This window comes from Bowmanella sp. JS7-9 (assembly GCF_004329715.1).
GTDB lineage: Bacteria > Pseudomonadota > Gammaproteobacteria > Enterobacterales > Alteromonadaceae > Pseudobowmanella > Pseudobowmanella zhangzhouensis.
Map to the genome: position 1 here is coordinate 263,718 of NZ_JXSY01000005.1, position 26,143 is coordinate 289,860.

Annotated in this window: 25 protein-coding genes and 4 tRNA genes; 7 read left to right on the forward strand and 22 right to left on the reverse strand. The window is 50.0% G+C overall.

Translation table 11 applies throughout. The annotated features are described in order from the left end of the window. Positions 1 to 19: 19 nt before the first annotated feature. From TK45_RS03745 to pspA, 5 genes are all read right to left on the reverse strand, one after another. The gene (locus tag TK45_RS03745) at positions 20 to 361 is read right to left on the reverse strand and encodes a 4a-hydroxytetrahydrobiopterin dehydratase (protein WP_131257289.1); all 342 of its coding nucleotides are present in this window, start codon (positions 359 to 361) and stop codon (positions 20 to 22) included. A 13-nt stretch (positions 362 to 374) separates the two neighbouring features. Continuing rightward, positions 375 to 1,166, reverse strand: coding sequence for a phenylalanine 4-monooxygenase (gene phhA, locus TK45_RS03750; RefSeq protein WP_131257290.1), 792 nt, complete (start codon positions 1,164 to 1,166; stop codon positions 375 to 377). A gap of 217 nt (positions 1,167 to 1,383) precedes the next feature. Continuing rightward, positions 1,384 to 1,824: an envelope stress response membrane protein PspC gene (gene pspC, locus TK45_RS03755; protein WP_131257291.1), complete on the reverse strand. Its 441-nt coding sequence runs from the start codon at positions 1,822 to 1,824 to the stop codon at positions 1,384 to 1,386. After that, a complete protein-coding gene (pspB, locus tag TK45_RS03760) occupies positions 1,821 to 2,054 on the reverse strand; it encodes an envelope stress response membrane protein PspB (RefSeq protein ID WP_165490686.1) in 234 nt (77 codons plus the stop codon). Before pspB ends, pspC begins: the two co-directional genes overlap by 4 nt. Positions 2,055 to 2,084: 30 nt before the next feature. Next, entirely contained in the window at positions 2,085 to 2,768 is a 684-nt protein-coding gene (pspA, locus tag TK45_RS03765; protein ID WP_131257292.1) for a phage shock protein PspA, read from the reverse strand. Between the two features lie 199 nt (positions 2,769 to 2,967). Between pspA and pspF the strand changes: the two genes are divergently transcribed. From pspF to TK45_RS03795, 6 genes are read left to right on the forward strand one after another with little or no spacing between them, the layout of a single operon-like run. Next, complete coding sequence (gene pspF, locus TK45_RS03770; protein ID WP_131257293.1) at positions 2,968 to 4,053, forward strand: phage shock protein operon transcriptional activator; 1,086 nt, start codon at positions 2,968 to 2,970, stop codon at positions 4,051 to 4,053. Then, positions 4,037 to 5,671, forward strand: coding sequence for an ABC transporter substrate-binding protein SapA (gene sapA / locus TK45_RS03775; protein ID WP_131257294.1), 1,635 nt, complete (start codon positions 4,037 to 4,039; stop codon positions 5,669 to 5,671). The genes pspF and sapA overlap by 17 nt, the downstream gene beginning before the upstream one ends. Then, entirely contained in the window at positions 5,671 to 6,702 is a 1,032-nt protein-coding gene (locus TK45_RS03780) for an ABC transporter permease subunit (RefSeq protein WP_131257412.1), read from the forward strand. Before sapA ends, TK45_RS03780 begins: the two co-directional genes overlap by 1 nt. Continuing rightward, complete coding sequence (locus tag TK45_RS03785; protein ID WP_131257295.1) at positions 6,689 to 7,582, forward strand: ABC transporter permease subunit; 894 nt, start codon at positions 6,689 to 6,691, stop codon at positions 7,580 to 7,582. The genes TK45_RS03780 and TK45_RS03785 overlap by 14 nt, the downstream gene beginning before the upstream one ends. Further along, complete coding sequence (locus TK45_RS03790; protein ID WP_131257296.1) at positions 7,582 to 8,577, forward strand: oligopeptide/dipeptide ABC transporter ATP-binding protein; 996 nt, start codon at positions 7,582 to 7,584, stop codon at positions 8,575 to 8,577. Before TK45_RS03785 ends, TK45_RS03790 begins: the two co-directional genes overlap by 1 nt. Further along, positions 8,574 to 9,356, forward strand: a complete 783-nt coding sequence (locus TK45_RS03795; protein ID WP_131257297.1) for an ATP-binding cassette domain-containing protein — start codon at positions 8,574 to 8,576, stop codon at positions 9,354 to 9,356. Before TK45_RS03790 ends, TK45_RS03795 begins: the two co-directional genes overlap by 4 nt. 90 nt (positions 9,357 to 9,446) lie before the next feature. On the opposite strand, the gene TK45_RS03800 is transcribed toward TK45_RS03795, so the two are convergent. The 10 genes from TK45_RS03800 to TK45_RS03845 all read right to left on the reverse strand — a co-directional run bounded on the left by TK45_RS03800 (position 9,447) and on the right by TK45_RS03845 (position 18,554). Further along, complete coding sequence (locus TK45_RS03800; RefSeq protein WP_131257298.1) at positions 9,447 to 11,339, reverse strand: SurA N-terminal domain-containing protein; 1,893 nt, start codon at positions 11,337 to 11,339, stop codon at positions 9,447 to 9,449. Between the two features lie 201 nt (positions 11,340 to 11,540). Continuing rightward, positions 11,541 to 11,813: a nucleoid-associated protein HU-beta gene (hupB, locus tag TK45_RS03805; RefSeq protein WP_131257299.1), complete on the reverse strand. Its 273-nt coding sequence runs from the start codon at positions 11,811 to 11,813 to the stop codon at positions 11,541 to 11,543. Positions 11,814 to 12,050: 237 nt separating this feature from the next. Beyond that, entirely contained in the window at positions 12,051 to 14,408 is a 2,358-nt protein-coding gene (gene lon / locus TK45_RS03810; RefSeq protein ID WP_131257300.1) for an endopeptidase La, read from the reverse strand. A 130-nt stretch (positions 14,409 to 14,538) separates the two neighbouring features. Further along, the gene (gene clpX / locus TK45_RS03815; RefSeq protein WP_131257301.1) at positions 14,539 to 15,810 is read right to left on the reverse strand and encodes an ATP-dependent protease ATP-binding subunit ClpX; all 1,272 of its coding nucleotides are present in this window, start codon (positions 15,808 to 15,810) and stop codon (positions 14,539 to 14,541) included. Between the two features lie 91 nt (positions 15,811 to 15,901). Continuing rightward, complete coding sequence (gene clpP, locus TK45_RS03820) at positions 15,902 to 16,519, reverse strand: ATP-dependent Clp endopeptidase proteolytic subunit ClpP (RefSeq protein ID WP_131257302.1); 618 nt, start codon at positions 16,517 to 16,519, stop codon at positions 15,902 to 15,904. A 95-nt stretch (positions 16,520 to 16,614) separates the two neighbouring features. Next, positions 16,615 to 17,916 (reverse strand): trigger factor, encoded by a 1,302-nt coding sequence (gene tig, locus TK45_RS03825; RefSeq protein WP_131257303.1) that lies wholly within the window; start codon positions 17,914 to 17,916, stop codon positions 16,615 to 16,617. Between the two features lie 223 nt (positions 17,917 to 18,139). After that, positions 18,140 to 18,216: transfer RNA gene (locus tag TK45_RS03830), tRNA-Pro, on the reverse strand. A 56-nt stretch (positions 18,217 to 18,272) separates the two neighbouring features. Continuing rightward, positions 18,273 to 18,348, reverse strand: a tRNA-His gene (locus TK45_RS03835). Between the two features lie 22 nt (positions 18,349 to 18,370). Continuing rightward, a tRNA-Arg gene (locus tag TK45_RS03840) sits at positions 18,371 to 18,447 on the reverse strand. Between the two features lie 30 nt (positions 18,448 to 18,477). After that, positions 18,478 to 18,554: transfer RNA gene (locus tag TK45_RS03845), tRNA-Pro, on the reverse strand. Positions 18,555 to 18,773: 219 nt separating this feature from the next. Between TK45_RS03845 and folD the strand changes: the two genes are divergently transcribed. After that, positions 18,774 to 19,631, forward strand: a complete 858-nt coding sequence (gene folD / locus TK45_RS03850) for a bifunctional methylenetetrahydrofolate dehydrogenase/methenyltetrahydrofolate cyclohydrolase FolD (protein ID WP_131257304.1) — start codon at positions 18,774 to 18,776, stop codon at positions 19,629 to 19,631. A gap of 49 nt (positions 19,632 to 19,680) precedes the next feature. Here folD and TK45_RS03855 read toward each other — a convergent pair whose 3' ends face one another. Genes TK45_RS03855 through ccmE form a run of 7 tightly spaced genes read right to left on the reverse strand, consistent with a single transcriptional unit; the run spans position 19,681 to position 26,141 of the window. Continuing rightward, positions 19,681 to 20,697 carry an SDR family oxidoreductase gene (locus TK45_RS03855; protein WP_131257305.1) on the reverse strand — a complete coding sequence of 339 codons (1,017 nt, stop codon included), beginning with the start codon at positions 20,695 to 20,697 and terminating at the stop codon, positions 19,681 to 19,683. Positions 20,698 to 20,706: 9 nt separating this feature from the next. Beyond that, positions 20,707 to 21,471: a VacJ family lipoprotein gene (locus TK45_RS03860; protein WP_131257306.1), complete on the reverse strand. Its 765-nt coding sequence runs from the start codon at positions 21,469 to 21,471 to the stop codon at positions 20,707 to 20,709. Continuing rightward, on the reverse strand, positions 21,471 to 22,694 hold the full coding sequence (ccmI, locus tag TK45_RS03865) for a c-type cytochrome biogenesis protein CcmI (RefSeq protein ID WP_131257307.1): 1,224 nt from the start codon (positions 22,692 to 22,694) through the stop codon (positions 21,471 to 21,473). The genes TK45_RS03860 and ccmI overlap by 1 nt, the downstream gene beginning before the upstream one ends. Continuing rightward, entirely contained in the window at positions 22,694 to 23,122 is a 429-nt protein-coding gene (locus TK45_RS03870; protein ID WP_131257308.1) for a cytochrome c-type biogenesis protein, read from the reverse strand. The genes ccmI and TK45_RS03870 overlap by 1 nt, the downstream gene beginning before the upstream one ends. Further along, complete coding sequence (locus tag TK45_RS03875) at positions 23,119 to 23,691, reverse strand: redoxin family protein (protein ID WP_131257309.1); 573 nt, start codon at positions 23,689 to 23,691, stop codon at positions 23,119 to 23,121. Before TK45_RS03875 ends, TK45_RS03870 begins: the two co-directional genes overlap by 4 nt. Then, positions 23,688 to 25,664 (reverse strand): heme lyase CcmF/NrfE family subunit, encoded by a 1,977-nt coding sequence (locus TK45_RS03880; RefSeq protein ID WP_131257310.1) that lies wholly within the window; start codon positions 25,662 to 25,664, stop codon positions 23,688 to 23,690. The genes TK45_RS03875 and TK45_RS03880 overlap by 4 nt, the downstream gene beginning before the upstream one ends. A 12-nt stretch (positions 25,665 to 25,676) precedes the next feature. Beyond that, positions 25,677 to 26,141, reverse strand: coding sequence for a cytochrome c maturation protein CcmE (ccmE, locus tag TK45_RS03885; protein WP_131257311.1), 465 nt, complete (start codon positions 26,139 to 26,141; stop codon positions 25,677 to 25,679). Between the last annotated feature and the right edge of the window lie 2 nt (positions 26,142 to 26,143).

Here is a 26,143-nt window from a genome sequence, read left to right on the forward strand (position 1 = left end):
GAACGCCGGGTTGGTGTGATTAATTTTCCAGCAGAGCGTCGGTTTTGGCTGCACAGATGAAGTCATTTTTGTGCAAACCGTTAATGGCATGTGTCCACCAGGTTACGGTTAGTTTACCCCATTCCAACACGATCTCTGGATGGTGACCTTCATCTTCGGCCAGCTGCGCAACTTTATCGCACAGTGCCCAGGCTTTCTTGAAATTGCTGAATTTGAACTCTCGCTGCAATTGCATCACGTTATCACGCACGATTGGAGCCCAGTCTGGGATCATTTTCATCAACTCTGCCAGTTCCTGATCAGAAACTTTTGGTGCATCGGCGCGGCACGCTTCACATTTTTGTTGTGCTAAGGTCGTCATGTTATTTCCTGTATTAACTGGCGGCTTTTTCAAATCGAGCCGGAAGTAAACCCATTTGCATGGCCTGACTTACCAGACTCATGATATCCATTTGGGTAATATCGAACAGATCATTGAACTGGTCGAGAATGTAATATTGCGGCTGCATAATGTCGATACGGTATGGGGTACGCAGCGCTTTAAGCACGTCCATTGGCTCACGCAGAGCCTCCTCACTGTGTAGCGCATAGTGCGTTTCGCCCGGCGACGATAAAATCCCACCGCCGTAAATACGCAGGCCATCAGCGGTATTCATCAGGCCAAATTCCACCGTAAACCAGTACAAACGCGCCAGGTAGACCCGTTCCTGCTTGCTCGCCGCGGCGCCCAGCTGCCCGTACACATGGGTAAAGTGGGCAAAGGTAGGATTGGTTAACAATGGGCAGTGACCGAAGATCTCATGGAAAATATCCGGCTCCTGCAGGTAATCGAACTCTTCTGGGGTACGGATGAACGTCGCGACCGGAAATTGCTTATTGGCCAGCAAATTGAAGAACTTGTCGAAATTAATCAGCGCAGGAACCTGCGCTACCTGCCAGCCCGTGGTGCGCTTAAGCACGGCGTTGATCTCGTCCAGTTGCGGAATGCGATCAGTGGGCAGATTCAGCGTCTCTAAGCCCTGCATATATTCCTGACAGGCATGTCCCGGTAACAATGTCATCTGACGTTCCACTAACTGACGCCAGGTGTCATTCTCCACATCGCTCCAGTGAATAATGCCATTCTCGTCCGGCATTCTGGATACGTACTTTGACTGCTTGCTCATATTTCACCTATGTCGTGGTGGACAATCCACCTCGATAAATTTAGGCCACAGAGTCTACGGATTTGTTCGCTAAGGAAAAGACACCGGCCTTTTGACAATTCTGTAAAGTTTGTAACGCATTTTTTACAAAACCTGCCAGTGATGAGGTGTTTCCGGCATAAAAAAGCCCGCCAGAAGGCGGGCTGTACAGCAGGCAATTCTGCCTCCACGCTAGTGTTTATAGACGGCTAATCTCACGATTTAACTGGAATTCCTGTGAGGTCACGTACTTTTCCAGTCCACGCAGCCGCGCTTCAATATGCTCATAACGAGTCTGGATGTCCCGGGCGGCCTGACGAGGTGGTTCGCCTGCCTGCCAAATCTTGGTTTTCACCTCAATCGGGCCTTCTTCGTCCTCATTACGCCAGCCTTTACCATCTGCACCACTGTAGTTGCTGGCTGTCGAGGTGGTTTTCTTGTCGTCGGTTTTCTTATCCAGAATGAACCAACAGGCAATATACGCCACCACAAAGAACGGACCGCCGGTTAATAGTACCGCTGAGATGAAGATGATCCGTACCAGCCACACCTCGATGCCAAAGTACTCGGCGAAACCAGCACACACCCCGGCGAGTTTGCCTTTGCTTGGAATACGATAGAGTTCGCCACGTTTAGTCATACTTTGTTCCTCCAGTCCGGGGATTCTGCATCCAGAATCTGCTCCAGGGTACGGATACGTTCAGCCATGCTTTCTGCTTTATCAGCCAGGTTATGCAGACTCGTCTTCTCTTCTTCACTCAACCCCTGACTGATTTGACGGCGGGCGCGGTAATGCATGATTACCCAAATCGGTGCCACAAAAATCATGAACAGGATCAAGGGGATAGAGATCGCTTCTTCAATTCCCATGTGCGTTACTCCTCTGCCGGCGTGCTGATGTTATTTTTTGCTAGCTTTAGTCGCTGCAGGTTTGCTCATCTTTTTCTTCAGCGCTTCAAGCTCTTCGTCGACCTTGTTGCCTGCTTCTAACTCTGCAAACTCGTCAGCCAGCGATTTCTTGCCTAAATCATAGGCTTCCACCTGTGATTCTAACTCATTGATTTTGCTCTCGTAACGCTCGAAACGGAACATGGCATCATCAACTTTAGTGCTATCCAGACGCTGCTTCACCTGTAAACGTGAAGACGCAGTCTTCTGGCGCAGGATAATGGCTTTTTGACGCGCTTTGGCATCCGCCAGCTTTTCCTGCAACTGCACGATTTCATCCTGCAGTTTGCTGATTTGCTCGTCAATCAGCAACATTTCGTCTTTTAACGCCGCTGCATGATTGGCTGCTTTTTGCTTTTCGGCCAGTGCTGCACGGGCTAAATCCTCGCGCTCTTTGCTGATGGCCAGCTCGGCCTTGGCTTGCCACTCATCGGCAGCACCTTCCAGTTTAGCCATTTGGCTGGTGATGTCTTTCTTGTTGGCAATGGCTTTTGCCGACACAGAACGCACCTCAACCAGTGTGTCTTCCATTTCCTGAATGATCAGGCGAACCATTTTCTCCGGATCTTCTGCTTTATCCAGTAAAGCGTTGATATTGGAGTTCACGATATCGGTAAAACGCGAAAAAATACCCATAATACTTACCTCTGTTTAGCAGTTTTGAACTGTATGTACTGATAACATTCAAATACCTTGCCAGCTTGCCAAAACTAATTAAACGCCTGATTTATAAGCATTATTAATTTACTACCCTTTTGAGTGCAACTACAATAATATGTACTTAAACCAACTTTTAGTGGTTTACGCCACTTTTTAACAACGCAAGGCCAACGCCATGAGCCGTTTTCGTAAACAGGACAATTTGTTGGGTGAATCCAACAGTTTTCTGGAAGTCCTGGAGCAGGTCTCACAAATTGCCCCTTTAAATAAACCCGTACTGATTATCGGTGAACGGGGGACGGGTAAAGAACTGATCGCAGCCCGCTTGCACTATTTATCACGCCGCTGGGATCAATCCTATCTGACCTTAAACTGCGCTGCCCTGAATGAAAACTTATTGGAAAGTGAGTTATTCGGGCATGAGGCCGGCGCCTTTACCGGTGCCAGTAAACGCCACGAAGGCCGTTTTGAGTCGGCCAATAATGGCACGCTGTTTCTGGATGAATTAGCCAATACCTCTGGCCTGGTGCAGGAAAAACTGCTGCGCGTCATTGAATATGGCGAATTTGAGCGGGTTGGCGGCTCACGCACGGTAAAAGTAGATGTACGCCTGATTGCCGCCACCAACGAAGACCTGCCCTCACTGGCAGACCGTGGTGAATTTCGCGCTGACTTATTAGATCGTTTGGCGTTTGATGTTATCACGCTGCCGCCCTTGAGGGAGCGTCGTGAGGACATCCTGCTGTTAGCCGAACACTTTGCCATTAATATGGCGCGGGAAATGGAGCTGGAACTGTTCAGCGGCTTCACCGAAAAAGCCCGTCGCACGCTACTGGATTACCACTGGCCGGGGAATATTCGTGAACTGAAAAATGTGGTGGAGCGCGCAGTCTACCGCAGTAATAACCCGCACCTGCCAGTGCACGAGATTATTCTCGACCCGTTTGAGTCACCGTTCCGTCCATCCGGCCGAATCAAAACTCAGGATCGCCAGCCCGTGCCCGTTACTGCTGCCACTCCTGCCCCACAAGCGGCATCAAGTACACCGGCAGCGACCAGCTCAAATGACAATGACGAATTTGAGTTCCCGCTCGACCTCAAACAGGTTTCGCAGGATTTTGAGATAAAACTGCTCAAATCAGCGCTGGCTGATAGTCAATTTAACCAGAAAAAGACCGCAGAAAAGCTGTGTTTAACGTATCATCAGCTGCGTGGTTATCTTAAGAAATATAATTTACTGGATAATGATGATCAGGAATGACAAAAGTGGTGCATATACACCACTTTTTTGTTTGGTAATTGTGCTGTTCAGCCTGGCGGGTTGTAGCGAATACCGTCGTACCGGTGTGTCCGAGTCCGGCGTGGTATATTGCTCCGAGGGCGACCCATCGACGTTTAATCCGCAATTGGATGCGTCGGGCACCACAGTGGATGCGACCTCCCACCAGTTATATGACCGTCTGCTTGAAATCAATCCGAAAAGTAACGACTTAGTCCCGGCACTGGCGACCAGTTGGCTGGTGCGAGACGATGGTAAAACCTATGTGTTTCAACTGCGTCGTGATGTGCAGTTTCACACTACCGCGTATTTTACGCCGCAGCGCAGCCTGAATGCCGACGACGTCATCTTTAGTATCGACCGCTGGCGCTTGGTTGGTCATCCATATCATCAGGTCAATGGTGGCGAATATCCCTATTTTGCCAGTCTGGGGCTGGCGCAGCTGATCAAAGAAGTGCGTCGTATTAATGGCTACCGGATTGAGATTGAATTGAACCGTCCGGATAGTTCATTTTTGGCTAATATGGCAACCAATTTTGCCGTGGTTCAGTCTGCTGAATACGCAGAACATTTGCTGGCTGCCGGCACCCCTGAACTAATTGATACCCAGCCGGTTGGGACCGGCCCCTATAAGTTCGAAAGCTTTCGTAAAGGCAGCTATATCCGCTACCGTCGCCATGAACAATACTGGGGCGGCGATGTGGCTATCGACCCACTGATTTATTCGATTACGCCGCGCAGTTCCATGCGCATCGCCAAGTTAATCACCGGCGAATGTGACGCTATCGCCTACCCTGCGCATAGTGAGTTACAGATCCTCGAGCAACGGCAAAACATTGTGCTGGATGAAAAACCGGGTCTGAACGTGGGATTCTGGGCATTTAACACGATAAAACCGCCCTTCGATGATGCGCGGGTACGCCGAGCACTGGCACTGGCCATCGACAAAGATACCTTGATCAATGCGGTGTATTTCGGCTCTGCTGAACGCGCCAAAGGACTATTACCCCCCACCTCCTGGGCTTACCAAAGCAGCCAGCGGGACATCAGTTATAACCCGGTATTGGCCCGCCAGTTACTGGATGAAGCGGGGATCCCGAAAGGCTTTAGTATGGATGTGTGGGCTATGCCGGTAGAACGGGCCTACAACCCCAATGCGCGGCGCATGGCGGAATTGATCCAAGGCTATCTTCAAGCCATTGATATTAATGTAAATATCGTCAGTTTTGAATGGTCGACATTCCGGCGTAAATTGCAGGAAGGCACCCATGATTCGGTGCTGATCGGCTGGTCGGCCGACAGTGGCGATCCAGATAACTTTTACCGGCCATTACTTAGCTGCTCAGCGATTTTTTCCGGTACCAATCGCGCCAACTGGTGTAATGAAGAATTTGATAAGCTTATCGATCAAGCGCTGCAATACACAGATTTTGAGCAACGTAAGTTGTTCTACCATATGGCCAACAATATTATCAGTGACGACATGCCACTGGTGCCTATTGCCCACGCCTTTCGTTATCAGGCCTATCAAAGCCAGTTGCAGAACTTTGAGCTCAATCCCTATGGTGGGGTGAGCTTTGTCGGAGTCAGTAAAAAATGATGACGTCCTATCTGCTGCGCAGAATCAATTTATTGCTGGTGACCCTATTTATTCTGACCATCGCTTCTTATGCGCTGGCCTATTTATTCCCTGGCGAGGCATTGCAAAACCTTAGCGGTCAGCTCAATCCCAACGACACGACCTATGCGGCACTGTCAGAAAAATACGCCATGGATGCCCATCCGATTTTTGGCTTTTTCACCTATTTGGGCCATTTGCTGCATGGCGATTGGGGCACAAGCATTAACAGTGGTAAGCCGGTGCTGGATGAGATCCTGAGCCACCTGCCCGCCACCCTAGAGCTGAGCACTTACGCGCTGTTTATGTCGCTATTGATTGGCATACCGGTGGGATTTTGGGCCGGTATTCGCTTTCACCGTAGTGTGGATTATGCGGTGATGACAGGCAGCGTGGTGGGCTTCTCTATTCCGGTATTCTGGCTGGCGCTGATTCTGATTATGCTGTTTTCGCTCAATCTGGGCCTGTTACCAATGTCGGGTCGGATTAGCCTGCTGTTTGATATACCTGAGCGTAGTGGGTTTATTGTGCTGGATATTCTGCTGTCAGACGTGCCCAATAAACGCGAAGCCTTGTACAACGCGTTTTTGCATATGATTTTGCCGACCTTGTCGATTACCATCGTGACCAGTGCCGTGGTGATGCGGATCACCCGTCGCTCAGTGGCTGACGTAATTCAAAGTGATTATATCAAGGCGGCGATTGCCCGCGGTCTCTCGCGCACACAGGCCTTGTGGCGCCATGGCGTGCGCAATGCGCTGTTGCCGATTATGCCGCAGATTGTGATGCAGTTTACCGTATTGCTGACCAACGCCATGATCGTGGAACTGATTTTCAGCTGGCCTGGCATTGGTAACTGGTTATTGCAGGCGATTTATCAGCGCGATTACCCGGCGATCAGTGGCGGCATGCTGGCAGTGTCGGCTGTGGTGATTTTCTTCACCCTGACTATGGACGTGCTGGTACGCGCGCTTAACCCTCTGAAGAGAAGGGATGTACATGGCACAATCTAACTTTTATCAGGAAGGTCACTACCCTTCACCTTTCCAGCAAACCTGGAAAGAATTTCGTAAAAGCCATATCGCCCTGTTCGGCCTGTGGATTTTCATCTGTTTTGTGCTGATTCTGCTGTTTGCGCCGCTTATCGCGCCCTATAGCGCCAGCGGTCAGGACACCGAAGCGCTGTTATTGCCGCCGGCCTGGGATCCAAGTGGTACGGTGGTTTATTTGTTTGGTACCGACTCACTGGGCCGCGATATGCTTAGCCGGGTGATTTATGGCAGCCGCACCACCCTGGGGATTAGCCTGTTAATGGTGGTGATGGCCATGCTGATTGGATTTAGCATTGGCGCCTTTGCCGGCATGAGTAAGGGCCTGCGTGCCAGTATTCTGAATCACTTACTCGACTCAATCATGAGCCTGCCGACGCTGCTGATTGCGATTATTATCGTTGCCATCGTCGGTACCGGCCTGACCAACTGTATGTGGGCAATTACCCTGGCGCTGATCCCACAGTTTATTCACCTCACCCGGGATTTAGTGCGTACCGAGTGGCATAAAGAATATGTGACGGCTGCCCGACTGGATGGCGCCAGTAAAACCAGGATACTGTTCGACTCCATCCTACCGAATATGACCGAGCGCCTCGTGGTGGCAGGAACCATGGCACTTTCGACTGCCATATTAGATATCAGCGCGCTGGGCTTTTTAAATCTGGGGGCGCAGGCACCTGTCGCCGAATTAGGCACGCTGCTATCAGAGGGATTAGAGCTGGCCTACATTGCGCCGTGGACCATCGCGATTCCAGGCGCGGCCATTTTGTTAATGCTGATGTCCGTCAATCTGGTCGGTGATGGTATCCGCTCCGCACTTCGTTACAGGCTACAACAATAATGCAGTTACTGGATATCAAGAACCTGACGCTGGAGATCCCTACCGCATCCGGCAGCATTAAAGCGCTGGATAAAGTCAGCCTGTCGCTGAAAAAGGGTGAAATCTCTGCGCTGGTCGGTGAGTCTGGCTCAGGAAAAAGCCTGATTGTGCGCACTATCGTCGGTGCCATTCCGGATCGCTGGAATATCACTGCAGACCGCCTGACCTGGAAAGGTCAGGATTTGCTCGGCATGTCAGAACATAAACGTCGCCGAATTATCCGTGATGAAGTATCTGTGGTATTTCAAAATGCGGTCACCGCATTAGATCCCACTGCAACCTTAGGTGAGCAGTTGCTGGAAGCTGTGCCGGATCGGCTGTTGCCCAAGACAATGTTCTGGCAACGTCGCCAGCACCGTCTCGCGCTAGCCCAAAAGCAACTGCATAAAGTCGGTATCAAAGATCACGAACTGTGCATGAAGGCCTATCCTCATCAGGTCGCCGATGATGTGTGTCAAAAACTGATGTTAGCCATGTCGCTGGTATCGCAGCCCGAGCTGCTGATTGCCGATGATCCGACCATGGGCATGGAGATCACCACCAAGGTGCAAATCCTGCGCCTGCTGACCAAATTAAACCAAACCAGAAACCTGAGTATTCTGTACGTCAGTCACGACCTACTCGCTATCGCCACCATGGCGACCAATATGACCGTGCTGTATTGTGGCCAGACGGTAGAAAGCGGCAGTATGAGTGAGCTGCGTCATAGTCCGCTGCACCCTTATACTAAAGCGCTGCTGGACAGTGCACCGAGCTTTCGCAAAGACTTACCGCGTAAAACGCCATTGTCGTCACTACCTGGCACTATCCCGACTCTGCAGCATTTACCCATTGGCTGCCGACTGGGGCCACGTTGTCCACGCGCGGGAAAGGAGTGCGTTAAAGCGCCGAAAACCCATCGCCTGCACAACCATTTTTACAACTGCCACTTTCCTTTATTACCGGAGACCAAATGACGCCGTTACTCTCCGTTGAAAACCTGAGCTGGCGTAAGGTCACTAAAACCGGCCTGTTTCAAAAGCCTTCGGTATTTGAACTGCAACCGGTTAATTTTGAATTACAGCCCGGCGAAACCATGGCGATTGTGGGTGAGAATGGCTCTGGCAAATCCATCTTAGCCAAGTTGCTGGTTGGCGCTGAAATCCCTACCCAGGGCGATATCTATCTAAATGGTGAAAAGCTGGCACCGGATAATATTCGCGAGCGCTGTCTGAAAATCCGCATGATTTTCCAACATAGTCAGGGATCACTGAATCCCGCGATTACCCTGGGTAGCCTGCTGGATGAACCGCTTAAACTCAATACCACGCTGGATAGCAAAGAACGCAAAGAAAAAATCGAGCAAACCCTGACTATGGTGGGCATGCTGCCCGACCACGCCCATTATTACCGCCATATGCTTTCAGAAGGCCAACGTCAGCGCGCTGCACTGGCACGGGCATTGATTCTTAACCCTCAGGTTTTGGTCGCAGACGAGCCCTTTGCGGCGCTGGATCCATCGGTGCGCTCGCAAACCGTTAACCTGTTACTGAAGTTACAAAATGATTTAGGTTTAGGTTTCGTGTTTATCAGCCATAACCTGGGTATTGTGCGACACATCAGTGATCGGGTGTTGGTAATGCGTGAGGGTCGTGTAGTGGAAAGCGGTAAAACCAATGATATCTTCACCTGGCCAAAAACCGAGTATTCACAAAAGATTGTCTCGGCCTATCAGACATTAACCACTAAAAAGTAATTGCGGACACCCAGCCTTATCTGCGTGTCCAGCTGACAATTACCCACAAAAAAACCGCCGGTCTGGCGGTTTTTTTATAGCACGCGGAGATTAAATCCCGGCGTATTGTTTCACTTCGGCTTTGGCACGCAATGCCTGCACAAAATCGTTAACGATCTGGCGCGCATTGGCACTCAGCAGCTGACCCTGCATGTTATTAATAAGGTCTTCTGCTGGCGCTTCACCGGCTTTCACTGCCAGTACCTGCACCATGGCAACGTTACCATCGCTTAACTCGACCACATCACTGTTATTCTCAGCGGTTGTACCCAGTTTAAAGGCCGCAGAACTTACCGCAGGCGCCAGGCCATTGGCGAAACGGCCAACCGCATCATGGGCCTGCCATTCACTGCCTTTTTCAGTTAGCGCTGCGCTGATATCCTCACCCGCAGTTAACTTCGCCAGTTGCTCCTCAGCCCAGGCTTTGGCCGCTAACTGTGCCTTTTGCTCAGTTAACAGGCTGCGGATATCGGCACTGACTTCGTCCAGTGTCAGCGTACGAATTGGTTGATAATCACTGACACGGAACACCACATAGTGATTAGGTTCAATCTCGATTACTTCGCTGTTTACCCGGTCCTGAATCAGATCAGCATCAAACGCCGCCTTTTGCACCAGTGCGTTATCAAATGGCGCGGGCGCGTCATCGTGACTGAACAGTTCAGTTTGTTGCAGCGACTTTTTCAACAGTGCAGCGACTTCATCCAAGTGCTCTGGCTGTTCGAATGCCAGTTGCGACACCTGCTCGTGCAATTCATACATCTCACTCAGTGCACGCTCACGCTTAAGGGCCGCGACGATTTGGTCTTTGACTTCAGACAGTGGTGATACTTGTTCATCCTGAGCTTCAACCAACTTCAGAATATGGAAACCAAAGCTGCTCTTAACAACCGCGGATAATTCACCCTGGGTGTTTAGTGCAAATGCCGCTTCTTCAAACGCCGGATCCATTTCACCTTTACCAAACATGCCCAGCTCACCGCCTTTCTCGGCACTGAAACTATCCGCAGAATTGTCTTTGGCTAATTGCGCGAAATCCGCGCCGGCTTGCAGGTCAGCCAATAAGGCCTCTGCTTTGGCTTGCGCCGCCGCTTCGTCATCACCAAATTCAATCAGAATGTGAGTTACGTTGCGCTTTGCATCGGTCATATAGCGATTTTGGTTAGCGCTGTAGTAAGTCTCTACATCCGCATCGCTAATCTCGATACCCGCCATCAGATCGTCCAGTGCCAGTTCAATGTACTGTACCGCAACTTTTTCCTCTGTATCGTAGCTGGCCAGATTCGCCTGATAGTAGTCTTCAATGTCGGCGTCGGTAACCTCAATGCTGCCAACAAACTGTTCAGCATTGACTGTGGCAACGCGTACATCGCGCTGTTGTTGTTGCAGTGCCAGTAGTTGGTTCACTTCGTAGCCCAGCGCGAATTCACTGCCTGTGACGGCAGAAATTAATTGCTGACGAGTTAACTGTGCACGCAATGTGGCTTTAAACTCAGCTGGCTGACGACCATTCAAGCGTAATAAGTCGTTATAACGCTGGTTATCAAATTTGCCCTCTACCTGGAAATCCGGAATCGCGACGATTTCACGGTTTACACGTTCTTCACTGACGCGTAACTCCATCTCCGCTGTTGCCTGATCTAACAGACGCTCAGAAATCATTTGCTCCAGAATCTGCTGACGGAAGGTCTTCAGATAATTGGCATCGGCCGCTAATACAGAAAATTGCTGGCCGTATTGCTGCTCCATGCGGTTACGTGCCTGCTGGTACGCCGCTTCAAAGGCTGCAACACTGATCTCTTCACCATTCACTTCGGCAATTGGCTCATCGCCACGGGTATTTAAATAACTACCCACACCGGCCAACGCGAAGGTAATAATTACCAGACCAAGGATCACTTTGGCCCAAAAGCCCTGCGATTCTTCGCGAATTTTTTCTAACATGTGGTTTTAAACTCCAGATTAAACCAGTAGCGGTTTGGTGGCGGGATTATAACCTGTTTCACGCGCCTGATGACTGGTTTTTGCAGTCTGAATCGGGGTGTTTTTAAGAAGGTAGCCCATTGAATATGGACAAATGGGGTTTTACCGCACCAATTAAAAAGGCGATGACATCGCATCGCCTTTTTTAAAACAAGTATCGACTTAGTTGCAAGCGTCTTTCAGTGCTTTACCAGCTTTGAAAGAAGGTACTTTTGCAGCAGCGATTTGAATGGTTGCACCAGTTTGTGGGTTGCGACCACTGCGAGCAGAACGCTCACGTACGCTGAAAGTACCGAAGCCTACCAGAGCAACTTGCTCACCAGCTTTCAGTGCTTCAGTCACTGCATCAGTCATCGCATCCAGAGCGCGACCAGCAGAAGCTTTAGAAATGTCTGCACCAGCAGCGATTTTGTCGATTAATTGAGACTTGTTCACAATATCATCCCCTTCAATTGTTATTATTTGTTTGGTCCACGTGACCAGTTTTTTTTACCCCAAGTTCACTCAGTACGTTAGACACTGAAAAACTGAAGTTGATTCGTGAGAATCGCCGCTATCCCTTTTGCGACAAGGCCTGTGGCGAAACTGAGTCTTAGGCTACCACAACTTTTCCTGCTGTGAAGCCCCAAATTTGAAAAATTTGTAAAAAAAAGGGCCTTTTTAGGCCCTTTTTTAGGATTTTTTCGCTACAGGCGTAAAGCCACGTGGGTCCTGCTCTAGCGCAATTGCTAAAACATCATCGATCCACTGTACCGCATGGATGTCTAAATCCTGTTTTACATTGTCCGGAATATCCTGCAAATCCCGTTCATTGTCCTTCGGAATCACCACAGTTTTGATGCCACCACGATGTGCTGCCAGCAGCTTTTCTTTTAAGCCACCAATTTGCAGCACTTCACCGCGCAGGGTGATTTCACCTGTCATAGCCACATCACATCGCACCGGATTACCGGTTAAGCTGGATACCAGAGCGGTACACATAGCGATACCAGCGCTTGGGCCATCTTTCGGCGTGGCGCCTTCAGGCACATGGACATGAATATCGCGCTTTTCATAGAAGTCTTCATTTATGCGCAACATGTCGGCGCGGCTTCGCACCACTGTCATTGCCGTTTTAATCGACTCCAGCATTACCTCGCCCAGTGAACCGGTAAAGGTGGTTTTTCCCTTACCCGGTACAGAGGTGGTCTCGATAGTCAGTAAGTCGCCGCCGACCTGAGTCCACGCTAGGCCAGTGACCTGACCAATCTGGTTGTTCTTATCGGCCTTACCATAGTCAAACCGCTGCACCCCAAGAAACTCAGGCAAGTTGTCGGCATCGACCACCACCTTTTTGACTTTCTTATCCAGCAGGATGGTCTTCACTGCTTTACGGCAAAGCTTACTGATTTCCCGCTCCAGCGCCCGTACCCCCGCCTCGCGGGTGTAATAACGGATAATCCCGATAATCGCGGAGTCTTCGATAACTAACTCGCCTTTTTTCAGACCATTACGTTCCATCTGCTTGGTAATTAAATGGCGGGTAGCAATGTTGAGCTTTTCATCTTCGGTGTAACCGGATAAACGAATCACTTCCATCCGGTCCAGTAAGGGACCGGGGATGTTCATGCTGTTTGATGTGGCAACGAACATGACGTCCGACAGGTCATAATCCACTTCCAGATAGTGATCACTGAAGGTGCTGTTTTGCTCCGGATCCAACACTTCTAGCAGTGCTGACGCAGGATCACCGCGCATGTCAGATGACATTTTGTCGATTTCATCCAACAGGAACAGTGGGTTTTTCACCTCAACCTTGGCCATCTTCTGAATGAGTTTACCCGGCATTGAGCCGATATAGGTGCGACGGTGACCACGGATCTCCGCTTCGTCACGCACACCACCAAGCGCCATACGCACGTATTTGCGTCCAGTTGCTTTAGCAATCGACTGACCTAACGATGTTTTACCTACCCCGGGCGGACCAACTAAACACAAAATCGGCCCTTTAAGCTGACGTACACGCTGCTGCACAGCCAAATATTCGAGGATGCGCTCTTTCACTTTCTCCAGACCATAATGATCTGCATTCAGTACATCTTCGGCAATTTTCAGATCTTTTTTGACCTTGCTGCGCTTATGCCATGGCACGCTGACCAGCCACTCGATATAGCTGCGCACGACCGTGGCCTCAGCAGACATCGGTGACATCATTTTCAGCTTTTGCAATTCTGCGGTGGCTTTTTGCTTGGCATCCGCAGACATTTTCGCTTCTTCGATTTTCTTCGACAGGGCTTCGAATTCATCGGGAGCATCGTCCAGTTCACCCAGCTCTTTCTGAATGGCTTTCATTTGTTCATTCAGATAATACTCGCGCTGGCTGCGCTCCATTTGCTTTTTCACCCGCGAACGAATGCGCTTTTCCACCTGCAGCACATCGATTTCGCCTTCCATCAGTGCCATCAGATATTCAAGACGTTCATTGACGTCGGCCATCTCCAGCACTTTCTGCTTTTCCGCCAGTTTCAACGGCATATGCGCAGCCATGGTATCGGCCAGACGTGCAGCCTCATCGATACCATTGAGTGAGGTCAGGACTTCAGGTGGGATCTTTTTATTTAATTTTACGTAGCCTTCGAACTGCGACAGCGCCGAGCGAATCAGCACTTCCTGTTCTTTTTCCGGCACGCTCACTTCCGCTTCAACGCTGATGGTCGCAGAGAAGTACGCTTCCTCGTTACGGAATACCTGCATTTTGCCGCGTTTATTGCCCTCAACCAGCACTTTCACCGTACCGTCAGGCAATTTCAATAACTGCAGAACCGTGGCAATCGTGCCCACTTCATACAGGTCTTCCTGCTCCGGTTCATCCACCGATGCATCTTTTTGCGCAACCAGAAAAATTTGTTTGTCGCTGTCCATCGCCGCTTCCAGACAACGGATGGACTTCTCTCTTCCCACGAAAAGAGGAATAACCATATGCGGATATACGACGACGTCACGTAACGCCAATACTGGCATGTCGAGTTGTTCGACCGGGCTTTCGCTCATAGTGGCTCTCATAAATTCGGATTAAAAAGACGAAATGTCTTTGCGATATCCCATCATATGGGGCTGAAGATAGAAAGATCAATTAAAGCGCGAAAACAAAAAAGGCCCCGCAGGGCCTTTTGATGATTTTTTATTCAGAAACCGCTTTTTTGTCCTGGTTCTGATAAATCAGAATCGGCTTGGACTCACCTTTGATCACCGAATCATCAATCACTACTTTACATACATCCTGCATGGAAGGCAGTTCGTACATAGTGTCCAGCAACACGGCCTCGACGATAGAGCGCAGACCACGGGCACCGGTTTTACGTGCCATGGCTTTAGCCGCAATGGCGTGCAGCGCATCGTCACGGAATTCCAGTTCGACGTTTTCCATCGCGAACAATGCACCGTACTGTTTAGTCAGGGCATTTTTCGGCTCACGCAGAATCTGAATCAGTGCATCTTCGTTCAGCTCTTCCAGTGTTGCGACCACTGGCAGACGACCAATGAATTCTGGGATCAGACCATATTTGACCAAATCTTCCGGCTCAACCTGCTGGAACAATTTAGTCAATGTGGCTTTATCTTCCTTACCTTTGACCTGTGCACCGAAGCCAATACCGGTACCGGTCACGGCCCGCTGTTCGATCACTTTATCCAGCCCGGCAAATGCGCCACCACAGATAAACAGGATCTTTGAGGTATCTACCTGTAAAAATTCCTGCTGTGGATGCTTACGTCCACCTTGCGGTGGTACCGACGCAATCGTGCCTTCGATGAGTTTTAACAGCGCTTGCTGCACCCCTTCACCGGACACATCACGGGTAATAGACGGGTTATCAGACTTGCGGGAAATCTTGTCGATTTCGTCGATATACACGATACCGCGCTGGGCCTTTTCCACGTCGTAGTCACATTTTTGCAGTAGCTTCTGGATGATATTCTCGACGTCCTCACCCACATAACCGGCTTCGGTCAATGTAGTGGCGTCAGCCATAGTGAAAGGCACATCCAACAAACGCGCTAACGTTTCAGCCAGCAGGGTTTTACCACTGCCAGTAGGACCAATCAGCAGGATATTACTTTTACCCAGTTCTACGCCTTCGTGCACGTCACCATTACGCAAACGCTTGTAGTGGTTGTATACCGCTACCGCCAGAACTTTCTTGGCATGCTCCTGACCGATAACATAGTCATCCAGGTGCTTATCAATCTCGGCCGGAGTCGGCAGAGAGGCCTTTTCTTTCTTTGGGGCTTGCTCTGAAATTTCTTCCTGAATGATGTCATTGCATAAATCGACACATTCATCACAAATAAACACAGAAGGCCCGGCAATTAGCTTTCTTACTTCGTGTTGGCTTTTGCCACAGAATGAGCAGTACAGAAGCTTGCTGTCATTCTTGCTGTGGTCATCACTCATTAAACACTACCTCAGTTTTTCTGCAGGTTGCCTGCGCGCAGGGTCAGTGACTCCTTATTTAGATAGTCACTGATACCGCGCGATGCAAATATTATTTGTCTAATCGACTGGTCAGTACTTTATCTACCAGACCGTATTCCACCGCTTCGGCAGCACTCATAAAGTTGTCGCGATCGGTATCACGGGCAACGCGCTCCAGATCCTGGCCGGTATGCTCCGCCAACAAACGGTTAAGTTTATCTTTAATAGACAGGATTTCACGGGCGTGAATTTCAAAGTCAGATGCCTGACCCTGGAAGCCGCCTAATGGTTGGTGGATCATCACCCGCGAATTAGGCAAACAATAACGCTTACCTTTGGTACCGCCAGATAATAAGAACGCGCCCATGCTGGCAGCCTGACCGATACACACGGTGGAGATATCCGGCTTAATAAACTTCATGGTGTCGTAAATCGCCATACCCGCAGTAACCGAGCCACCTGGCGAGTTGATATACAGGTAGATGTCCTGATCCGGGTTTTCTGACTCGAGGAACAACATCTGCGCCACGATCAAATTGGCCATGTGGTCTTCCACCTGACCTACCATGAAAATGACCCGCTCTTTCAGCAGTCGGGAATAAATATCGTAAGAACGCTCACCCTTCGCGGTTTGTTCAACAACAATAGGAACCAGCGCGTCTTGTACGTCAAAATTACTTTTCATCATATGGCTTATCATTTCCTGATAAATAAAAAAATGCCCGGTACTCACCGGGCATTTAATCAGTAGCTGACCTTGGAAGTCAACGAGCAAGCCATTTATTAGGCTTGTTTGTTCATGATCTCGTCAAATTGCTTTTCAACTTCGGTCACGCTGGCTTTTTCCAGAATCAGGTCAATCGCCTGTTCTTCCAGCGCAACGTTACGCATTTGATCCATCAGCTCTTTGTTGCTGTTGTAGTATTCAACGACTTCTTGCGGATCTTCATAAGCAGACGCAGCCGTTTCGATCAGTGCTGTTACGCGCGCATCGTCAACTTTCAGTTCGTTTTGCTTGATCACTTCACCTAACAGCAGGCCGATAGTGACACGACGCTTGGCGTTGTCAGCAAACAGATCGGCTGGCAGTTCAGGGGTGTTTTTACCAAATTGACCACCGAAACGCTGCAGCGCTTGCTGACGCAGTACATCGATTTCCTGGTCGATCAGGGCTTTAGGCAGCGTCACGTCATTGGCTTCTACCAAACCGCTCAGCACTTGCTCTTTTACGCGTGCTTTCAGGGTTTGTGCCAGTTCACGTTCCATATTCTTGCGAACTTCTTCTTTCAGTTCTTTGATACCGCCTTCTTTAACACCGAACAGTACTGCGAACTCGTCATCCAGCTTAGGCAGTTGTTGCGCTTCTACTTTGTTGATTTTGATATCAAACGTAGCAGCTTTACCTTTCAGTGCTTCTGCATGGTAGTCTTCAGGGAATGTCACTTCAGCAACCACGTCCTGACCGGCTTTGGCACCAATGATGTTATCTTCGAAGCCAGGAATCATGCGGCCTTTGCCCAGTTCCAGATCGAAACCAGCCGCTTTGCCACCTTCAAACTCTTCACCGTCGATTTTACCCACGAAGTCGATGTTTACTTTGTCGTCTTCTTTGGCAGCACGCTTCACTTCTTTCCAGGTCGCGTGTTGCTTACGCAGGGTTTCCATCATGGCTTTAACGTCGTCAGCCGCGATTTTCACTACTGGCTTTTCTACCTTGATAGTGTCCAGACCTTTCAGTTCTACTTCTGGGTAGATTTCGAAAGAAGCAACGAACTCCAGGCTCTCACCTTCTTTATCGTTCTTCAGTTCAAAGGTCGGTGCACCAGCAGGATTCAATTTTTGCTCGATAACGGCCTGGAAAAAGCTGTTACGCATTACATCGCCAGCCACTTCCTGACGAACTGCCTGACCATAGCGCTTTTGCAGTACTTGTACTGGCACTTTGCCCGGGCGGAAACCGTTAATGCGTTGTGTTTTCGCCAGCTGTTGCAGGCGTGATTTAACCGCGGTGTCGATTTGAGCAGCGTCAACGCTGATAGTCAGACGGCGTTCTAAACCCTGAGTCGTCTCAACTGAAACTTGCATTTTGTTACCTCATTTTGCGCTCTGGCGCTTGTTATGGTCATCCGTTTTACAGGCAGGGGACTTAAGATGAAACACGCGAGGCCACGTTGGCTTGCGCCACCCTTCCAACCGCTATAGGACGACACCCTAGAAAAAGACGCAGCATTATATCGACAGCTTTTTTCAGAGTCGAGCCGAAATAACACAAAATTAACGGGGAAACCGCGAGAATTGAGGGAAGATATGGTCGGTGAGACAGGATTTGAACCTGCGACCCCTTGTACCCAAAACAAGTGCGCTACCAAGCTGCGCTACTCACCGACAGGAATCTTTAAAAAACAAACCGCTTAAGTCACCCTAAGCGGTTTATCAGAATATGGGGTGGACGATGGGACTTGAACCCACGACAACCGGAATCACAATCCGGGGCTCTACCAACTGAGCTACGCCCACCATAGAATTGTTGCAGCGCGACTGGCGCGCCCGGCAGGATTCGAACCTGCGACCCACGGCTTAGAAGGCCGTTGCTCTATCCAGCTGAGCTACGGGCGCATGGTACTGCACTTCTATTGCAGTCAAAGATGGTCGGTGAGACAGGATTTGAACCTGCGACCCCTTGTACCCAAAACAAGTGCGCTACCAAGCTGCGCTACTCACCGGACTTTGACTGTCTCGACAGTGCCCTGCCGCTACGGGACGCGAATATTACCCACTTGCCCTATGCCCGTCAAACACTTTTTCGGGTAAAAAATTCAAATGCGCATTATTTGCTCAGCATGCTTATTTAATGCACTTTTTCCTCAAAAATTAGGCGATTGCGGCTGCCTTAAAGAATATGGGACAATTCGACTTTCTCACCAGCCAGGAAGTATTCACCTATGCCAGCTCAACTCATAGATGGGAAATTAATTGCCCAGCGCGTACGCGGCCATGTGGCCGAGCAAGTCAGTTTAATTGTTGAAAGTGGTAAACGCGCCCCTGGTTTAGCCGTGGTATTAGTCGGCGCCGATCCAGCCTCTCAGGTATATGTTGGCAGTAAGCGAAAAGCCTGTGAAGAAGTCGGGTTTGTGTCTAAATCTTATGACTTACCTTCCAATACGACCCAACAGCAGTTGCTCGACCTGATTGAACAACTAAACAACGACAAAGACGTCGATGGCATATTGGTACAACTGCCATTGCCAGCAGGATTGCATGCGGATGAGATTTTAGAGCGGATTCATCCCCATAAGGATGTAGATGGTTTCCACCCATACAACATTGGTCGTCTGGCGGAGCGTATGCCAGTGCTGCGTCCCTGCACGCCCAAGGGCATTATGACCCTGATTGAATCAACCAAAAAGCCCATGAAAGGCTTAAATGCTGTGGTGGTAGGTGCGTCTAATATTGTCGGTCGTCCTATGTCACTGGAGCTATTACTGGCCGGCTGCACGACAACTGTATGCCATAAATTTACTAAGGACTTACAGTTCCATGTCAGCCATGCAGATTTACTGGTTGTGGCAGTGGGTAAGCCGGAATTTATCCCTGGTGACTGGATCAAACCGGGTGCCATCGTAATTGATGTAGGTATTAACCGACAAAATGATGGACGCCTGGTGGGGGACGTTGAATTTGAACGCGCTCGTGAAATCGCAGGCTGGATCACACCAGTACCTGGCGGGGTTGGACCAATGACGGTAGCCAGCCTGATTGAAAACACCCTGGAAGCCTATGTAAAGTTTCACAGTGAATAAACCGCTAGCTCCTTAAAACAAAAAACGCGCCGATTGGCGCGTTTTTTTATCAGGTGTTTTTAATATACCACGGCATGGTAAGGCTAATACCCTGCATAATGCGATATTGCGGCGCATAGCCTAGCAATCGCTGCGCTTTACCCACATCTGCCTGAGAATGGCGCACATCACCAGCACGGAAATCACGGTAGACTGGTGATTTGTCATAATTAACGCCATTTTCCGCCAGTGCAGCACGAATCGCTTCAAACAACTGGTTTAATGTGGTGCGGTCGCCCACTGCCACATTAAATACCTCAGATTTCTCCAGTTCAGTGGTGGCAGAGAGCAGATTGGCCTGAATCACGTTTTCAATAAAACAAAAATCGCGGCTGGTTTCACCGTCGCCATTAATAAACACGTCTTCGCCATTGTTCATCGCAGCCGTCCATTTGGGGATCACGGCCGCATACGCACCATTTGGATCCTGACGACGACCAAATACATTAAAGTAACGCAGGCCTGCACTGTGGAAACCGTAACTACGGGAGAACACGTCCGCGTACAGTTCGTTGACATATTTGGTCACTGCATAAGGAGACAGCGGGTTACCGATGTTTTCTTCAACTTTCGGTAGTGCAGGATGATCACCATAGGTAGAACTTGATGCAGCATAGACAAAGGATTTCACCTGAGCATCACGTGCCGCCACCAGCATATTTAAAAAACCGGTAATATTCGCAGAATTACTGGTAATGGGATCGGCCAGCGAGCGAGGCACAGACCCGAGCGCCGCCTGATGCAACACATAATCCACGCCTTCGCAGGCTTGCTGACAGGTAGTCAGCTCACGGATATCGCCATTAATAAAGGTAAAGTTCTGCCACTGTGAATCAGACACCAGCCCCTGTACTTCATCCAGATTTTTCTGATGACCGGTAGCGAAATTATCCAGGCCAACCACTTTCTGATTTTTCTTAAGTAACGCTTCAACCAGATTCGAACCAATAAAACCGGCAGCGCCCGTTACCAGCCAGGTGAATTGTTCAGTGTCGAGTCGGTTAAGTAACTTTGTATATGCGTCCATTTTGCTCACTTATAGGTTATCCAGATAGGCATCGATATCGTCTTCCAGCTCTTTCTCTTCTGCTGGCTTCTCTACTTTACCATCTTTAACTTTGAATTCCTGTTGCTGGAAATAGATGTCTTTAACCAGCGCGTATGGATCCACTGACTGTTCAACCAGTTTTTCCTGCTCCATCAGACTGGCACGAATTTCCAGCACCTTGATACCAGTACTCAGCAGCGACAGATAGATATTCAAATCTGCCATGGGAAAATACGAGCCATCCACAATATCACCGGTCAGATTACGCGGGTCATTCGGGCCCATTGCCGGCACCATCAGATACGGCCCGGTACCGACACCCCAGACACCCAGTGTTTCGCCAAATTCTTCTTCCGTGCGCTCAATGCCCATATGTTTGGCCACATCGAAAAAGCCCAGCAAGCCAATGGTGCTGTTAATCACAAAACGGCCAACACTGCCGGCCGAGTCGCCGACTTTACCCTGCAGCAGGTTATTCACCGCGTTGGCGGGCTCTTCCAGATTCAGTGCCGCATTGTATAAGCCATCACGGGCAAAGCGCGGCATCACAGTGATATAGGCTTCAGTGGTCGGGCGCAGGATATGTTTATCCAACACATTCCAGTTGAAATCCCACATCTCGCGGTTGAACGATTCAATCGGATCGCGCGGGTCTCCTGGGTTATTACTCAACTCGGCATCATCATGAGGACGTGATGCACAGCCACCCAGCAACAATAAAATTAACGGCAGACTACGCCAATAAACACCCATTAATTTGTAACCTCCTGGTCGATTATTACCGCCAATTCGTTTTCCTCACCAACGCGAATACTGATTTGTGCCTGACCCTGTAATTCACCGCTGCGGGTTTCGGCGCTTTGATCTAACGAAACACGCGCGGTAACCACTACATCGGTCAAATCTGACAAGCTGTATTCGCTGGTCATCGCCTGCTCGTCAGACAATACCACAGTCACGGGTAAGTCAGGCAATGGCATTCTTACCACCGCCGCCGGCATAGGATTCAGCCCAGCAGCATCTTTGGCAAACACAAACAAACTGGCCTGCCTTGGCAAGCGCTCTGCTAATTCTGGCGCAATCGTTACATTTACAGCGATGAGCGTATTACCCTGCTGCATACGCTGCAGCTTTTTCTGCAGACCACGATAGGCGTCACTGTCTTCCGGCAGTAAGGGTAACAGTCGTTGCCAATGTTCCATTGCAAGTGCTTGCTGGCCGTTTTGCTCCGCCAGCATCGCAGACAACGCGATAACGTCGGTATTGTCCGGCTCCGTGCCGCGCAACTGCTGCAGATGAAAATCCGCTTCTTTGAGCTTTGCTTCATCCTCACTGGCCATTAGCGCCTGAACTAAGCGCAAACGAATACTGCTGTCATCAGGTGTCAGTTCAAGGGCCTTATGCAATGCGGCAACCGCAGGTTCAGCGTAACCCAATGAACCATATAGTGAGCCAATCAGCATCCAGCCGGTTGGATCGTCGGGCTGTTCATTCAGACGAGTGCGAAGCGCCAGAATAAGGCGCTGGTAATCCTGCTCTGTGGCATTGTCATCACCGTCTATCACCAATCGTTTTGCCAGAGCACTGAGCTGCTGATTGGCATCCTGCCAGTCGGCGATCTTATCCAGTTCGCTAACCTGACTGTATATACCCAGAGAAAGCACACAGATTGCGGCGGCAATTCCCCACGCAATAATGCCCGATACACGGCCTTTGTGACTGGCCTGCGGCTGAATGTCGCTGGCCAGACTCAGGGTTAATTCATTAAGGGCCTGCTGATAATCCTGCTCAGACAGCAATCCATCCTCACGCTCCTGCTGTAATTCAGCCTTACGCTCCTTCGCCAATTGGATATTCATCTCGCGACTGTCGGCACGCTGTTGCGCCTGCTGACGGCGACTACCCAATAACGGCACAATCACCAATGCCACGGCCAACAGTAATAACCCGGCCATGCCCATATATATTGTTGTCATTATTCTTCCCCGAGCAGACGTTTCGCTTCGCTGACGTCCAGTTCTGTGGTCTGTGTTGTTCTTCGCCGCAGCACAAATATCGCTCCCAGCACAATGGCCAGTACCGGTAATACCCACAATACCCAGGTTAACGGCGTAACCGGCGGCTGATAATGTACAAAGTCACCGTATCGCTCTTTCATGTATTGCAGGATCTGCTCACGATCTTTGCCCTGCTTAATCAATTGATACAGCTTACGCTGAAGGTCTTTGGCCACTACCGCATTGGAATCGGCAATATTCTGGTTTTGACACTTTGGGCAGCGTAACTCTTCTTTTAATTGGTTAAACAGTTGCTGCTGGGCCGGGTTATCAAACTGCCAGATCTCCTCGACCGCAAAGGCATTGGTGACAACCAGCATCAGTGCTATCAGTATCCATCGCATCATTCGGCCAGTAACTCCTGATATAACGGCGCAATTTGCGTCTGCCAGTTCTGTGGATTGATATCCCCAATCAGGTGCATACGAATAACGCCTTTTTTATCAACCAGATAGGTCTCTGGCGCGCCTGTCACCCCCAGGTCAATGGAATACTGACGATCGGCATCGAGGATATTAAACTGATAAGGATTGCCCAATCGCTGCAACTTGGCGGTCACTTCACGCTGCAATTGTGCCAATGGTTTCGTGCCGAAATCAGCATCCACCGACTCAGGTAAATACAAACCGACAATACGCACGCCTTGCTCGCGCAACTGGCTCAGAAACGGCAGTTCCACATCACAGGTAACACACCAAACACCCCACACATTAAGCAGTGTCACTTCACCGCTAAATACGCTCTGGTCGTAGATGACCTGTGGCTGCATTAAATCCGCAAGGGCAAACTCGGGAATATCACGACTCACCTGCACCTGATTTTTATAGGTGGGGTCGGAGAACAAACCACTGAACAGGAAAATGCTAATCCCGAAAAAAATCAGCAATGGCAATACCAGAATCAAACGCGACTTCATACCGTTTGTCCTTGCAACTGCTCAACTGGTGCGTTGGTCTTGGCTTGTGCCAACCGATAACGTTTATCCAACATCGACATAATCCCGCCCAATGCCATCAGTAATGCACCGGCCCAAATCCAGCGGACGAAGGGTTTGACATATAATCGCAAGCCCCAGTCGCCGTTACTTAACTGCTCACCCAGCGCCACATATAAATCCCGCGTAAAACCACCGTCGATGGCGGCCTCAGTCATCATATTGCGTTGCACCTGATAGAAACGCTTCTCAGCACGCAGGTGGGCGATATGCTCTCCATCCTGATAGATATCTACCAGCGCCTGTTGGCCTCGATAATTCGGTCCTTGCAGCGAGGTTACACCATTAAATTCAAACTGATAGCCAGCAAGCTCGGTACGTTCACCCACCGCCATACGCACGTCTTTTTCGACGCTGTAATGGCTGGTCAGGGCAATACCCATCAGGGTCACAGCGAAGCCAATATGCCCCAATACCATGCCCCAATGGCTCGGCGTCAGTCGTTTCAACGACTGCATACCCGCCTGACCGTCACCGTGACGGGAGACAATCTCCTGCACGGTACTGACACCAATCCACAGCGCCAACAAGGTACCGACCAGTGCCCACGCTTCAATACCACTGTATTGCCAGTTAATCAGCAAAGATCCCACCGCGGCAATCAATAAACCGGTGATAATCTGCCCGCGTAATGCCAGCAACGACTGATTTTTCCAGCGCGATAAGGGCCCGATAGCCAGCAATGCCACAAACGGACCAATCAGATAACTGAACATCTGGTTAAAGAACGGTGCACCAATAGAAATACTACCCAGCCCCAATTCCTTGTGCACCAGCGGCAGTAAGGTGCCCAACAGCACTACCAGCGTGGCGGCAGACAGGAACAAATTATTCCCCATCAACATTACTTCACGACTGACTGGCTGGTAATTGGCCAGACTGCGAAGACCAGCAGCGCGCAGTGCAAATAACAACAATGAGCCGCCAATCGTAACTGCTAGGATACCGAGGATAAACAGGCCGCGGGTCGGATCGCTGGCAAAGGCATGCACCGACACAATCACCCCGGAGCGCACTAAGAAGGTGCCAAGCAGGCTCAGCGAAAATGCCGCGATGGCTAACAGCACCGTCCAGGATTTAAACAACTTGCGTTTTTCGGTCACCGCCAGGGAATGCAATAACGCAGTACCCGCCAGCCACGGCATAAATGAGGCATTTTCAACCGGATCCCAGAACCACCAACCGCCCCAGCCCAGCTCATAGTAGGCCCACCAACTGCCGAGCATAATACCGATAGTTAGAAATACCCATGCGGCCAGTGTCCAGGGTCTCGCCCAGCGCGCCCAGGCGGCATCCAGTCGACCATTTATCAGGGCGGCTATAGCCAGTGCAAACACCACAGAAAAACCCACATAGCCCATATACAACATGGGCGGATGCATGATCATGCCGATATCCTGCAAAAGCGGATTCAAATCGCGGCCATCGACCGGATAAAACGGCAATAAACGTTCAAAGGGATTGGAAGCAGTTAACACATACAGGTAAAAACTGGCTGCTATCAACCCGAGGATAGCCAGCACCCGCGCAACCATAGGCTGCGGCATAGCACGACTAAAGCGGGCTACCGCCACGGTCCAGCAGGACAACACAAACACCCATAATAAAAACGAGCCTTCATGCCCCCCCCACACCGCGGTCACACGGTAATAGACGGGTAAGGCACTGTTGGAATTGCTCGCCACATAACTGAGGGTAAAGTCGTTACTAACAAACGCCCAGGTCAGCGCACCATAGGCAATTGCGGTAAACAAAAACATTCCGGTGGCCAAGGGACGTGCCAGCGCCATCATAGTTTGACTGGCCCGTTGTACTCCCCACATCGGATAAATAGCCAGCGCAACTGCCATTAAAAAAGCCAGCGCCAGCGAAAAATGACCTAATTCAGCTAACATCGTATTCTCCGCTTAGTAGGTCGCATCCTGAGGCTTGACGTGTTTGATACCTTTCATTTTTTCGGCCAGTTCAGGCGGCATATACTCTTCATCGTGCTTGGCCAGTACCTCATCAGCGATGACCAAATCCGCCGCTGCCAGGGTACCTGTGACAACAATACCCTGTCCTTCACGGAATAAATCCGGCAATAAGCCTTCATATTCGACCCGCACAACAGGGCCGGTATCGGTGAGCGAGAACGCTACCTTCAGTGATTCTTCATCGCGGGTGACGGTACCGGGAATGACCATGCCACCGACTTTTAAACGCTGTCCCTGCTTTGGCACTGTGCCATTTTTACCCTGAATGACTTCAGAGGGCGTCAAAAACATATCCATGTTTTCACTCAGCGCCGACAGCACCATATAGATAGCGCCAGCCACCAACAGCATAATCGCCAGCACACCAGTCAGACGGGACTTACGTCTTGGATTCATTG